Raw genomic sequence first — 11845 nt, 5'->3', positions numbered from 1 at the left:
TATTACACGCGACGCTTTTTCGGCGGACGGCAGCCGTTATGCGGGATCGGGGTTACGTCGGTGATGCTGGCGATCTTGTAACCGCAGGCATTCAGCGCACGAACAGCCGACTCGCGACCCGGGCCCGGGCCCTTGACGTTGACGTCAAGGTTCTTCAGACCGTATTCCAGAGCAGCCTGGCCGGCACGCTCGGCCGCTACCTGGGCAGCGAACGGGGTGCTCTTACGCGAGCCACGGAAACCCGAACCACCAGAGGTAGCCCAGGACAGAGCGTTGCCCTGACGGTCGGTAATGGTAACGATGGTGTTATTGAAGGACGCGTGGATGTGCGCGATCCCGTCGACCACCGTCTTTTTGACTTTCTTGCGAGGACGAGCAGCAGGTTTTGCCATGACTAGATTCCTAAGCGATTACTTGCGGATCGGCTTACGCGGGCCCTTACGGGTGCGCGCGTTGGTCTTGGTGCGCTGACCGCGAACCGGCAGACCACGACGATGACGCAGACCGCGGTAGCAACCGAGGTCCATCAGACGCTTGATGTTCATGTTGATTTCGCGACGCAGGTCACCTTCGGTGGTCAGCTTGGCCACCTCGGTACGCAGCGAATCAATCTGCTCTTCGCTCAGCTCTTTGATCTTTACAGCCGGGCTGATGCCGGTGGCTGCACAGATGCTCTGTGCGGTAGTGCGACCAACACCATAGATGTAGGTCAGCGAGATAACAGTGTGCTTGTTATCCGGAATGTTTACGCCTGCAATACGGGCCATTCAGAAAAACTCCAATTGACAGCTACCCGGCGCCCAGGGAGCCAAGAAAGGGCGCGGATATTAGCGCTGTAAAAACAAATAATCAACCCGGCAGCACACTAGCTGCCGGGTTATAACGCGTGGTTCACACTCAGCCTTGGCGCTGCTTGTGACGCGGCTCCGCGCTGCAGATCACACGAACGACGCCTTCGCGACGGACGATCTTGCAGTTACGGCACAGCTTCTTAACCGATGCACGAACTTTCATCAGTGACTCCTCGAACCTTACGGATTAGCGCAGCAGACCGCTGCCATAGCCCTTCAGGTTGGCTTTCTTCATGAGGGATTCGTACTGGTGAGAAACGAGGTGCGATTGTACTTGAGCCATAAAGTCCATCACAACCACGACCACGATCAGCAACGAGGTCCCGCCAAGGTAGAACGGTACGTGGGCAGCTACGACCAGGAACTGGGGCAGCAGGCACACAGCCGTCATGTACAGGGCACCGAACATGGTCAAACGGGTCAGCACGCCATCGATGTAGCGAGCCGACTGTTCACCCGGACGAATACCCGGAATAAATGCACCGGACTTCTTGAGGTTTTCCGCCACGTCCTTCGGGTTGAACATCAGCGCTGTATAGAAGAAGCAGAAGAAAACGATCCCTGCACTAAACAGCAGAATGTTCAGCGGCTGACCAGGAGCGATCGCTTGCGCGACGTCCTGCAGCCAACCCAGGCCTTCCGACTGACCGAACCAGGCACCCAGGGATGCCGGGAACAGCAGGATGCTGCTGGCGAAAATCGCGGGAATGACACCCGCCATGTTCACTTTCAGCGGCAGATGGCTCGTTTGGGCGGCAAACACCTTGCGACCTTGCTGGCGCTTGGCGTAGTGCACGGCGATACGACGCTGACCCCGCTCGATGAACACCACGAACGCGATGATTGCAACGGCCAGCAGGCCGATGGCGATCAGGGCGAAGATGTTGATGTCACCTTGACGCGCGGACTCGAAGGACTGACCGATTGCTCGGGGCAGGCCTGCGACGATACCGGAGAAGATCAGCATGGAGATGCCGTTGCCGACACCCCGCTCGGTGATCTGCTCACCCAGCCACATCATGAACAGTGCACCCGCCACGAAGGTGGTGACCGACACGAAGTAGAAGCCGAAGTCGTTGGAGAAGGCCACGCCCTGGCTACCCAGACCAATGGACATGCCAATGGCCTGGACGAGTGCCAGGACGAGAGTTGCGTAGCGGGTGTACTGGCTGATCTTGCGACGCCCAGACTCACCCTCTTTCTTCAACTGCTCCAGCTGCGGGCTGATAGCGGTCATGAGCTGCATGATGATCGATGCCGAGATGTACGGCATGATCCCCAGTGCAAAGATACTCATGCGCTCCAGCGCGCCGCCGGAAAACATGTTGAAGAGGCTAAGAATGGTCCCCTCGTTCTGCCGGAACAGTGCCGCCAAGCGATCGGGGTTGATGCCCGGGACTGGGATATGCGCGCCGATCCGATAGACGATGATCGCCAGGAACAGGAAACGCAGACGTGCCCAGAGCTCGGACAAACCACCACCGTTGCTCAGCGCAGAGAGAGCACCTTGCTTAGCCATTTAGTCCTCGATTTTGCCGCCAGCTGCTTCGATAGCCGCACGAGCGCCCTTGGTGGCGCCGATGCCTTTCAGGGTGACTGCGCGAGTAACTTCGCCCGACAGCATGACTTTCACACGCTGTACGTTCTGGTTAATCACGTTGGCATCCTTCAGGGACTGCACGGTTACGACATCACCCTCGACCTTGGCCAGTTCGGAAGTGCGCACTTCTGCACGATCCATGGCTTTCAGCGAGTTGAAGCCGAACTTCGGCAGACGACGGTGCAGCGGTTGCTGACCACCCTCGAAGCCCGGAGCGATGGAGCCACCGGAGCGGGAGGTTTGACCTTTGTGACCACGGCCACCGGTCTTGCCCAGACCGCTACCGATGCCACGGCCCGGACGGTGCTTTTCGCGACGGGCACCCGGCGCGGAACGCAGATCGTTCAGTTGCATGGATTAACCCTCCACACGCAGCAGGTAGTAAGCCTTATTAATCATGCCGCGGTTTTCAGGAGTGTCCTGAACTTCGACGGTGTGATTAATGCGACGCAGGCCGAGGCCTTTGACGCAAGCCTTGTGATTGGCCAGACGGCCGTTCAGGCTCTTGATCAGGGTAACTTTGACAGTTGCCATGGTTAGAGAATCTCCTCGACGCTCTTGCCACGCTTGGCCGCTACCGACTCAGGGGACTGCATGTTCTTCAGGCCCTTGAAGGTTGCGTAGACCACGTTCACCGGGTTGGTGGAGCCGTAGCACTTCGCCAGAACGTTCTGCACACCGGCCACTTCCAGGACAGCACGCATGGCGCCGCCGGCGATGATGCCGGTACCTTCCGAAGCCGGCTGCATGTACACCTTGGAGGCGCCATGGGCGGACTTGGTCGGGTACTGCAGGGTGGTGCCGTTCAGATCAACCTGGATCATGTTGCGGCGAGCAGCTTCCATTGCCTTCTGGATAGCGGCCGGCACTTCACGCGCCTTGCCACGACCGAAGCCAACACGGCCCTTGCCATCGCCAACCACGGTCAGCGCGGTGAAGGCGAAGATACGGCCACCTTTTACGGTTTTGGCGACGCGGTTCACTTGAACCAGCTTCTCGATGTAGCCTTCGTCGCGCTTTTGATCGTTGTTTGCCATAACTTAGAACTCCAGACCGCCTTCACGAGCGGCATCAGCCAGGGCCTTGATACGACCGTGGTACTTGAAGCCAGAACGGTCGAACGCCACCTGAGTGACGCCGGCAGCCTTGGCGCGTTCCGCGACCAGTTGACCAACTTTCTTGGCTGCGTCGACGTTGCCGGTGGCAGCTTCGCGCAGTTCTTTGTCCAGGGTCGAGGCGCTGGCCAGGACCTTGCCGCCGTCGGCTGCAATGACCTGGGCGTAGATGTGCTGGGAGGAGCGGTACACGCAGAGGCGTACGGCTTCCAGTTCGCGCATCTTCAGGCGAGCCTTGCGAGCGCGGCGCAGACGGGTTTCTTTCTTGACGCTCATTTGCTATGCCCTACTTCTTCTTGGCTTCTTTACGAAGGACGACTTCGTCGGCGTAACGCACGCCCTTGCCTTTGTACGGCTCCGGCGGACGGAAGTCGCGGATTTCCGCGGCAACCTGGCCAACCAGCTGCTTGTCGATACCCTTGATCAGGATGTCGGTCTGGCTGGGGGTTTCCGCGACGATGCCGGCAGGCAGTTCGTAATCAACCGGGTGGGAGAAGCCGAGAGCCAGGGACAGCACTTGGCCTTTGGCCTGCGCCTTGTAACCAACACCAACCAGCTGGAGCTTGCGCTCGAAGCCCTGGCTGACGCCGATTACCATGTTGTTGACCAGAGCGCGGGTGGTACCGGCCATGGCACGGGTCTGCTGGTCGCCGTTACGCGCAGCGAAACGCAGCTCACCGTTGTCCTGAATGACTTCGACGGACGGATGTACTTTCAGCTCGAGAGCGCCTTTGGCACCCTTGATCGAAAGTTCCTGACCAGCCAGCTTGATTTCAACGCCGGCAGGCAGAATGACGGGGTTCTTAGCAACGCGAGACATGCTGATTCCCCTTAGAACACAGTGCAGAGCACTTCGCCACCGACGCCAGCGGCACGGGCAGCACGATCAGTCATCACACCTTTGTTGGTGGAGACGATCGAAACGCCCAGGCCGCCACGAACTTTCGGCAGCTGGTCTACGGATTTGTACTGGCGCAGGCCAGGACGGCTGATTCGCTTCACTTCCTCGATGACAGGCTTGCCTTCGAAGTACTTCAGCTCGATCGACAGCAGAGGCTTGGCCTCGGCGGTGACTTGGAAATCCGCAATGTAGCCTTCGTCCTTGAGGACTTTGGCGACTGCCGCTTTCAGCTTGGAAGACGGCATGCTCACGACGGTCTTCTCAGCCATCTGGGCATTACGGATGCGAGTTAGCATGTCTGCTAACGGGTCCTGCATACTCATGGGCTTAATGCTCCTGATACAAAAGATAAGCCTTCAACTTCATAACTCGCCCTCAAAACGCCGGACGAACTAAAACCCGGACTCGGGGGAGCCGGGTATTCTAGAGATCGCTTAAAAACGAATCAAGCCCCACGAAGGGGCTTGATTCGCAAAGCGATCAACGGAACCGTTGCCAGCTCCGTCTAACACTTACCAGCTGGCTTTCACCAGGCCCGGTACGTCACCGCGCATTGCTGCTTCACGCAGCTTGTTACGGCTCAGGCCGAACTTGCGGTAGTAACCGTGCGGACGACCGGTCAGGCGGCAACGGTTACGCAGGCGGCTGGCGCTCGCGTCACGCGGCTGCTTCTGCAGGGCGACCTGGGCATTCCAGCGATCTTCAGCCGAAGTGCTCGGATTAGCGATGATCGCTTTCAGCTCAGCACGCTTTTTGGCGTACTTGGCTACCGTTTGCTGACGCTTCAGCTCACGGTTCTTCATGCTCTCTTTAGCCATGGTCCTACTCCAATCAGTTGCGGAACGGGAATTTGAAGGCGCGCAGCAGGGCACGACCTTCATCATCCGAACGCGCGGTGGTGGTCAGAGTGATATCCATACCGCGGAGGGCATCGATCTTGTCGTAATCGATTTCCGGGAAGATGATCTGCTCTTTGACGCCCATGCTGTAGTTGCCACGGCCGTCGAAGGACTTGGCGTTCAGACCGCGGAAGTCACGAACGCGCGGCAGGGAGATCGACAGCAGACGGTCCAGGAACTCGTACATGCGATCGCCACGCAGGGTGACTTTCACGCCGATCGGCCAGCCTTCACGAATCTTGAAGCCAGCGATGGACTTACGAGCGTAAGTCACGACCGGCTTCTGACCCGCGATCTTTTCCAGATCAGCTACGGCGCTCTCGATGACTTTCTTGTCGCCGACAGCTTCGCCAAGACCCATGTTCAGGGTGATTTTGGTAACGCGCGGAACTTCCATCACGTTCGCCAGCTGAAGCTCTTGCTTCAGCTTGGGAGCGATTTCCTTCCGATAAATTTCTTTCAATCGTGCCATGGTGATCTACCTAGCTCCCTCAAGCCTGAACCGGTTTCTGGGTCGACTTGAAGACACGAATCTTCTTACCGTCTTCGACTTTGAAACCAACGCGGTCAGCCTTGTTGGTTTCAGCGTTGAAGATGGCGACGTTGGAGACGTGCAGAGGCGCCTCCTTCTCGACGATCCCGCCTTGCTGGTTGAGCATGGGGTTGGGCTTGGTGTGGCGCTTGACCAGGTTCACACCGCCAACGACCAGACGGTCGTCAGCCAGAACCTTGATCACTTTGCCACGCTTGCCCTTGTCCTTGCCGGCAATGACGATGACTTCGTCGTCACGACGAATTTTTTGCATGACGGCTACTCCTTACAGCACTTCTGGGGCAAGGGAGACGATCTTCATGAACTTCTCAGTACGAAGTTCACGAGTCACGGGCCCGAAGATACGGGTGCCGATCGGCTCCTGCTTGTTGTTCAGCAGGACGGCGGCGTTGCCGTCGAAGCGAATGATGGAACCGTCGGTACGACGTACGCCGTGCTTGGTGCGAACGACCACGGCAGTCATTACCTGGCCCTTCTTCACCTTGCCACGCGGAATTGCTTCCTTGACGGTGACCTTGATGATGTCGCCAATGCCGGCGTAACGGCGGTGGGAACCGCCGAGCACCTTGATGCACATTACGCGACGCGCGCCGCTGTTATCAGCGACTTCGAGCATGGATTGAGTCTGAATCATCTTCTATCTCCGACCCTTAGACTTCAACCGCGCGCTCGACGATGTCAACCAGAGTCCAGGCCTTGGTCTTCGCCAGAGGACGGGTCTCGCGGATGGTGACCAGGTCACCAATGCGGCACTGGTTGGTTTCGTCGTGGGCGTGCAGTTTGGTCGAACGCTTCACGTATTTGCCGTAGATCGGGTGCTTAACGCGGCGCTCGATCAGAACGGTGACGGTCTTGTCCATCTTGTCGCTGACGACGCGGCCAGTCAGCGTACGGACGGTTTTCTGAGCTTCAGCCATGATTACTTACCTGCTTGCTGGTTGAGCACAGTTTTCACGCGAGCGATGTCGCGCTTAACCTGCGAGAGCAGGTGAGACTGCCCCAACTGGCCAGTTGCTTTCTGCATGCGCAGATTGAACTGGTCGCGCAGCAGGCCGAGCAGTTGCTCGTTCAGCTGCTCAACGGATTTTTCACGAAGTTCATTCGCTTTCATCACATCACCGTCCGCTTAACAAAGGAGGTGGCGAGCGGCAGCTTTGCAGCAGCCAGGGCGAATGCCTCACGCGCCAGCTCTTCGGATACACCCTCGATCTCGTACAGGACCTTGCCCGGTTGAATCTGGGCAACCCAGTACTCGACGCCGCCCTTACCTTTACCCATACGTACTTCCAGGGGCTTCTTGGTAACAGGCTTGTCGGGGAATACGCGAATCCAGATCTTGCCGCCACGTTTTACGTGACGGGTCAGCGCACGACGTGCGGACTCGATCTGACGCGCGGTGAGACGGCCGCGGCTGGTTGCCTTGAGGGCGAACTCGCCGAAGCTGACTTTGGAACCGCGATGAGCCAGGCCACGGTTGTGACCGGTCATTTGCTTGCGGAACTTCGTACGCTTAGGTTGCAGCATTTGCGTACTCCTTACTTAGCAGCTTTTTTACGAGGAGCGGGCGCTTGGGGCTTGAGCTCTTCCTGGCGGCCACCGATGACCTCACCTTTGAAGATCCAAACCTTCACACCGATCACACCGTAGGTGGTGTGCGCTTCGTAGGTTGCGTAGTCGATGTCGGCACGCAGGGTGTGCAGGGGCACACGACCTTCGCGATACCACTCGGTACGAGCGATTTCAGCGCCGCCCAGACGACCGCTTACCTGGATCTTGATGCCTTTGGCACCAATGCGCATGGCGTTCTGTACAGCGCGCTTCATGGCGCGACGGAACATAACGCGACGCTCCAGCTGCTGAGCTACGCTTTGCGCAACCAGCATACCGTCGAGTTCCGGCTTGCGGATCTCTTCGATGTTGATGTGCACCGGCACACCCATTTGCTTGGTCAGGTCCTGACGCAGCTTCTCAACATCTTCACCTTTCTTGCCGATCACGATGCCGGGACGAGCGGTGTGGATGGTGATGCGTGCGGTTTGAGCCGGACGATGGATATCGATACGGCTTACGGACGCGCTTTTTAGTTTGTCTTGGAGATACTCACGTACCTTCAGGTCGGCGAACAGATAATCGGCGTAAGTGCGCTTATCTGCGTACCAAACGGAGGTGTGCTCCTTGACGATACCCAGGCGGATGCCATTGGGATGTACTTTCTGACCCATCTGATCGACTCCGTTACTTGTCCGCAACCTTGACAGTGATATGGCAAGACCGCTTGACGATGCGATCAGCACGGCCTTTGGCACGCGGCATGATGCGCTTGAGCGAACGACCTTCGTTGACGAAGACGGTGGAGACTTTGAGATCGTCTACATCGGCGCCTTCGTTGTGCTCGGCGTTGGCAACGGCCGACTCCAGCACTTTCTTCATGATCTCGGCGGCTTTCTTGTTGCTGAAAGCCAGGAGGTTGAGCGCGTCGCCCACCTTCTTCCCGCGGATCTGGTCGGCGACCAAGCGGGCTTTCTGGGCGGAGATACGAGCGCCCGAGAGCTTAGCGGCTACTTCCATCTTCCTTACCCCTTAACGCTTGGCTTTCTTGTCCGCAGCGTGCCCACGATAAGTGCGGGTAGCAGCGAACTCGCCGAGTTTGTGACCGACCATGTCTTCGTTGACCAGAACCGGCACGTGTTGACGGCCGTTGTGGACAGCGATGGTCAGACCAACCATGTGCGGCATGATCATAGAACGGCGCGACCAGGTCTTGATCGGCTTGCGGTCGTTCTTTTCTACCGCCACTTCGATCTTCTTCAGCAGGTGAAGATCGATAAAAGGACCTTTTTTCAGAGAACGTGGCACTGTCGTATCCCTCTATTTACTTGCGGCGACGGACGATCATGTTGTCGGTACGCTTGTTCGCGCGAGTCTTCTTACCCTTGGTCTGAAGACCCCACGGCGATACCGGATGACGACCAGCAGAGGTACGACCTTCACCACCACCGTGCGGGTGGTCGACCGGGTTCATGGCAACACCACGAACGGTCGGGCGAACGCCACGCCAGCGTTTGGCACCGGCTTTACCCAGCGAACGCAGGCTGTGCTCGGAGTTCGAGACTTCACCCAGGGTCGCACGGCAGTCAGCCAGGACTTTGCGCATCTCACCGGAACGCAGACGTACGGTTACGTATGCACCTTCACGGGCAACCAGCTGAGCCGAAGCGCCAGCGGAGCGAGCGATCTGAGCGCCTTTGCCAGGCTTCAGTTCGATACCGTGGATGGTGCTACCAACCGGGATGTTGCGCAGCGGCATGTTGTTGCCAGCCTTGATCGGAGCGCCGATACCGGAGATCAGTTGATCGCCAGCCACCACGCCTTTGGGGGCGATGATGTAACGACGCTCGCCGTCCGCATATTTCAGCAGAGCGATGTGAGCAGTACGGTTCGGATCGTATTCGACGCGTTCAACGATGGCAGGAATGCCATCCTTGTTGCGACGGAAGTCGACCAGACGATAGTGCTGCTTGTGGCCACCACCGATATGACGGGTGGTGATACGACCGTTGTTGTTACGGCCGCCCGACTTGGACTTCTTCTCGAGCAGGGGAGCGAACGGAGCACCTTTGTGCAGGTCCTGGTTCACTACCTTGACGACGAAACGACGACCAGCGGAAGTCGGTTTGCATTTAACGATTGCCATGATGCACCCCTTTACTCAGCGCCAGCTGCGAAATCGAGATCCTGGCCCGGCTGGAGAGCGATGTACGCTTTTTTCCAGTCGTTACGCTTGCCCAGGCCGCGAACGGTACGCTTGGTCTTGCCCTGAACGTTCAGGGTGGTGACGCGACGTACTTTCACGCCGAACAGGCTTTCTACGGCCTTCTTGATTTCCAGCTTGGTTGCATCAGTGGCAACCTTGAAAACGAATTGGCTGTTGCCGTCCGCCAGGCCAGTGGCCTTCTCGGAGATATGCGGGCCCAGCAGCACTTTGAATACGCGTTCCTGGTTCATGCCAGCAGCTCCTCGAACTTCTTCACGGCGGACACGGTGACCAGCACCTTGTCGTAGGCGATGAGGCTGACCGGATCGGAAGCCTGGACGTCACGCACATCGACGTGGGCCAGGTTGCGAGCTGCCAGGTACAGGTTCTCATCGACGCCTTCGGTGACGATCAGTACATCTTTCAGGCCCAGGCCTTCCAGCTTGCTGACCAGACCTTTGGTCTTCGGTGCATCGACAGCGAAGTCGGCAACGACAACCAGACGATCCAGACGAACCAGCTCGGAGAGGATGGAGCGCAGAGCCGCGCGGTACATCTTCTTGTTGAGCTTCTGGGAGTGATCCTGGGGCTTGGCCGCGAAGGTCGCGCCGCCGCCACGCCAGATGGGGCTACGGATGGTGCCAGCACGAGCACGACCAGTGCCCTTCTGACGCCACGGCTTCTTGCCACCACCGGAGACTTCGGAACGAGTTTTCTGAGCCTTGGTGCCCTGACGGCCGCCAGCCATGTAGGCTACGACTGCCTGGTGAACCAGGGTCTCGTTGAATTCGCTACCAAAAGTACGCTCGGAAACCTCGATCGCCTGAGCGCCATTTACATTCAGTTGCATCTCAGCTTCCTCTCTTAACCGCGAGCCTTGGCTGCCGGACGCACCAGCACATCACCACCGGTAGCGCCGGGAACGGCACCTTTGACCAGCAGCAGATTGCGCTCTGCATCGACACGCACGACCTCAAGGGATTGAACGGTTACACGCTCAGCACCCATGTGGCCCGACATTTTTTTGCCCTTGAACACTCGACCAGGAGTCTGGCACTGGCCGATGGAACCCGGGACGCGGTGGGAAACGGAGTTACCGTGGGTGTTATCTTGACCACGGAAGTTCCAGCGCTTGATGGTACCGGCGAAGCCTTTACCCTTGGACTCACCGGTAACGTCTACCAGCTGGCCTGCCTGGAACAGATCGACAGAGATGGAATCGCCTGCCTTGAACTCCTCTTCGCCCAGACGGAATTCCCACACGCCGCGACCGGCGGCGACATTCGCCTTGGCAAAGTGACCGGCTTGCGCCTTGGTCACGCGAGAAGCACGACGCTCGCCAGCAGTGACCTGCACAGCGCGATAGCCATCGCTTTCTTCGTTTTTGAACTGGGTGACGCGATTCGGCTCGACCTCAATGACCGTGACCGGAATAGAGACACCATCTTCGGTGAAGATGCGGGTCATGCCGCACTTACGACCGACAACACCAATTGTCATCTTTAGAACCTCTTTAGTGTACGGGGCTTTCACCCGCTATGGCCGCCCATTTCAGAGCGTTACACGACCAATGCCGAAGGCATTAGCCGAGGCTGATCTGTACTTCGACGCCAGCAGCAAGGTCGAGCTTCATCAGCGCGTCGACGGTTTTGTCGGTCGGCTGAACGATGTCGAGAACACGCTTGTGGGTACGAATTTCGTACTGGTCACGAGCGTCCTTGTTGACGTGCGGGGAAATCAGCACGGTGTAACGTTCCTTGCGGGTCGGCAGAGGAATCGGACCACGCACCTGAGCGCCAGTACGTTTCGCGGTTTCCACGATTTCCTGGGTAGATTGGTCGATCAGGCGGTGATCAAAAGCCTTCAACCGAATACGGATTTGTTGATTTTGCATTTGACCTCAGACTCCAAGTTGCCATTCCCAACGGACGGACTCCGCCCGTTAAAAGGAGGCGCAATTGTACGGATGCTCCTGGGGGGTGTCAATATTTAACCAACTCAACGAAAAAGGGACCCCGAAGGGTCCCTTTTTCTGGAGCGGATCAGCGATTACTCGATGATCTTGGCAACCACGCCGGCGCCAACGGTACGGCCGCCTTCGCGAATCGCGAAGCGCAGGCCATCTTCCATGGCGATCGGAGCGATCAGGGTGACAACCATTTTCACGTTGTC

26 protein-coding genes are annotated in these 11845 nt (G+C 58.0%); all 26 read right to left on the bottom strand.

Translation table 11 applies throughout. The features are described 5' to 3' along the window. Window positions 1-2: 2 nt before the first annotated feature. A complete protein-coding gene (gene rpsK, locus FAS41_RS02170; RefSeq protein WP_003093689.1) occupies window positions 3-392 on the bottom strand; it encodes a 30S ribosomal protein S11 in 390 nt (129 codons plus the stop codon). An 18-nt stretch (window positions 393-410) separates the two neighbouring features. Then, the gene (gene rpsM, locus FAS41_RS02165; RefSeq protein WP_024767079.1) at window positions 411-767 is read right to left on the bottom strand and encodes a 30S ribosomal protein S13; all 357 of its coding nucleotides are present in this window, start codon (window positions 765-767) and stop codon (window positions 411-413) included. Window positions 768-897: 130 nt separating this feature from the next. Next, a complete protein-coding gene (rpmJ, locus tag FAS41_RS02160; protein WP_014854209.1) occupies window positions 898-1014 on the bottom strand; it encodes a 50S ribosomal protein L36 in 117 nt (38 codons plus the stop codon). A 24-nt stretch (window positions 1015-1038) separates the two neighbouring features. Beyond that, a complete protein-coding gene (gene secY / locus FAS41_RS02155) occupies window positions 1039-2370 on the bottom strand; it encodes a preprotein translocase subunit SecY (protein WP_024767080.1) in 1332 nt (443 codons plus the stop codon). Next, window positions 2371-2805: a 50S ribosomal protein L15 gene (gene rplO / locus FAS41_RS02150; RefSeq protein WP_138216856.1), complete on the bottom strand. Its 435-nt coding sequence runs from the start codon at window positions 2803-2805 to the stop codon at window positions 2371-2373. It lies immediately after the preceding gene. Between the two features lie 3 nt (window positions 2806-2808). Next, window positions 2809-2985, bottom strand: a complete 177-nt coding sequence (rpmD, locus tag FAS41_RS02145) for a 50S ribosomal protein L30 (protein ID WP_009617174.1) — start codon at window positions 2983-2985, stop codon at window positions 2809-2811. A gap of 2 nt (window positions 2986-2987) precedes the next feature. Continuing rightward, window positions 2988-3488, bottom strand: a complete 501-nt coding sequence (gene rpsE / locus FAS41_RS02140) for a 30S ribosomal protein S5 (protein WP_009617173.1) — start codon at window positions 3486-3488, stop codon at window positions 2988-2990. Between the two features lie 3 nt (window positions 3489-3491). After that, window positions 3492-3842 carry a 50S ribosomal protein L18 gene (gene rplR / locus FAS41_RS02135; protein WP_017521897.1) on the bottom strand — a complete coding sequence of 117 codons (351 nt, stop codon included), beginning with the start codon at window positions 3840-3842 and terminating at the stop codon, window positions 3492-3494. A gap of 10 nt (window positions 3843-3852) precedes the next feature. Further along, the gene (gene rplF / locus FAS41_RS02130) at window positions 3853-4386 is read right to left on the bottom strand and encodes a 50S ribosomal protein L6 (protein WP_015475332.1); all 534 of its coding nucleotides are present in this window, start codon (window positions 4384-4386) and stop codon (window positions 3853-3855) included. An 11-nt stretch (window positions 4387-4397) separates the two neighbouring features. After that, window positions 4398-4790, bottom strand: a complete 393-nt coding sequence (rpsH, locus tag FAS41_RS02125) for a 30S ribosomal protein S8 (RefSeq protein WP_015475331.1) — start codon at window positions 4788-4790, stop codon at window positions 4398-4400. Between the two features lie 189 nt (window positions 4791-4979). Continuing rightward, window positions 4980-5285 (bottom strand): 30S ribosomal protein S14, encoded by a 306-nt coding sequence (rpsN, locus tag FAS41_RS02120; protein WP_045215313.1) that lies wholly within the window; start codon window positions 5283-5285, stop codon window positions 4980-4982. A gap of 13 nt (window positions 5286-5298) precedes the next feature. Continuing rightward, window positions 5299-5838, bottom strand: coding sequence for a 50S ribosomal protein L5 (gene rplE / locus FAS41_RS02115; protein WP_017521899.1), 540 nt, complete (start codon window positions 5836-5838; stop codon window positions 5299-5301). 19 nt (window positions 5839-5857) lie between these two features. Then, a complete protein-coding gene (rplX, locus tag FAS41_RS02110) occupies window positions 5858-6172 on the bottom strand; it encodes a 50S ribosomal protein L24 (RefSeq protein ID WP_045215317.1) in 315 nt (104 codons plus the stop codon). A gap of 12 nt (window positions 6173-6184) precedes the next feature. Continuing rightward, on the bottom strand, window positions 6185-6553 hold the full coding sequence (gene rplN, locus FAS41_RS02105) for a 50S ribosomal protein L14 (RefSeq protein ID WP_017521901.1): 369 nt from the start codon (window positions 6551-6553) through the stop codon (window positions 6185-6187). A gap of 16 nt (window positions 6554-6569) precedes the next feature. Then, window positions 6570-6836 carry a 30S ribosomal protein S17 gene (rpsQ, locus tag FAS41_RS02100; protein ID WP_009617165.1) on the bottom strand — a complete coding sequence of 89 codons (267 nt, stop codon included), beginning with the start codon at window positions 6834-6836 and terminating at the stop codon, window positions 6570-6572. A 2-nt stretch (window positions 6837-6838) separates the two neighbouring features. Further along, complete coding sequence (rpmC, locus tag FAS41_RS02095) at window positions 6839-7030, bottom strand: 50S ribosomal protein L29 (RefSeq protein ID WP_003093720.1); 192 nt, start codon at window positions 7028-7030, stop codon at window positions 6839-6841. Beyond that, the gene (gene rplP, locus FAS41_RS02090; protein WP_009617163.1) at window positions 7030-7443 is read right to left on the bottom strand and encodes a 50S ribosomal protein L16; all 414 of its coding nucleotides are present in this window, start codon (window positions 7441-7443) and stop codon (window positions 7030-7032) included. The genes rpmC and rplP overlap by 1 nt, the downstream gene beginning before the upstream one ends. Before the next feature lie 11 nt (window positions 7444-7454). Then, entirely contained in the window at window positions 7455-8141 is a 687-nt protein-coding gene (rpsC, locus tag FAS41_RS02085; RefSeq protein WP_024767387.1) for a 30S ribosomal protein S3, read from the bottom strand. Between the two features lie 13 nt (window positions 8142-8154). Further along, window positions 8155-8487 (bottom strand): 50S ribosomal protein L22, encoded by a 333-nt coding sequence (gene rplV, locus FAS41_RS02080; protein ID WP_015475325.1) that lies wholly within the window; start codon window positions 8485-8487, stop codon window positions 8155-8157. Between the two features lie 12 nt (window positions 8488-8499). Then, entirely contained in the window at window positions 8500-8775 is a 276-nt protein-coding gene (gene rpsS, locus FAS41_RS02075; RefSeq protein ID WP_017521902.1) for a 30S ribosomal protein S19, read from the bottom strand. 16 nt (window positions 8776-8791) lie between these two features. Beyond that, entirely contained in the window at window positions 8792-9613 is an 822-nt protein-coding gene (gene rplB / locus FAS41_RS02070) for a 50S ribosomal protein L2 (protein WP_024767388.1), read from the bottom strand. A gap of 11 nt (window positions 9614-9624) precedes the next feature. Then, window positions 9625-9924 carry a 50S ribosomal protein L23 gene (gene rplW, locus FAS41_RS02065; protein WP_015475322.1) on the bottom strand — a complete coding sequence of 100 codons (300 nt, stop codon included), beginning with the start codon at window positions 9922-9924 and terminating at the stop codon, window positions 9625-9627. Next, the gene (gene rplD / locus FAS41_RS02060) at window positions 9921-10523 is read right to left on the bottom strand and encodes a 50S ribosomal protein L4 (RefSeq protein ID WP_017521904.1); all 603 of its coding nucleotides are present in this window, start codon (window positions 10521-10523) and stop codon (window positions 9921-9923) included. Before rplD ends, rplW begins: the two co-directional genes overlap by 4 nt. Window positions 10524-10537: 14 nt before the next feature. Then, window positions 10538-11173, bottom strand: coding sequence for a 50S ribosomal protein L3 (gene rplC, locus FAS41_RS02055; protein ID WP_024767389.1), 636 nt, complete (start codon window positions 11171-11173; stop codon window positions 10538-10540). A gap of 82 nt (window positions 11174-11255) precedes the next feature. Beyond that, a complete protein-coding gene (rpsJ, locus tag FAS41_RS02050; protein WP_003243886.1) occupies window positions 11256-11567 on the bottom strand; it encodes a 30S ribosomal protein S10 in 312 nt (103 codons plus the stop codon). 155 nt (window positions 11568-11722) lie between these two features. Next, on the bottom strand, window positions 11723-11845 hold a 123-nt coding region (locus FAS41_RS02045; protein ID WP_484297935.1), incomplete at its 5' end, for an EF-Tu C-terminal domain-related protein.

The organism is Pseudomonas nicosulfuronedens (assembly GCF_005877905.1).
GTDB lineage: Bacteria > Pseudomonadota > Gammaproteobacteria > Pseudomonadales > Pseudomonadaceae > Pseudomonas > Pseudomonas nicosulfuronedens.
The sequence above is the reverse complement of the archived record's forward strand: the minus strand, read 5'-3'. Positions and strand labels throughout refer to the sequence as shown.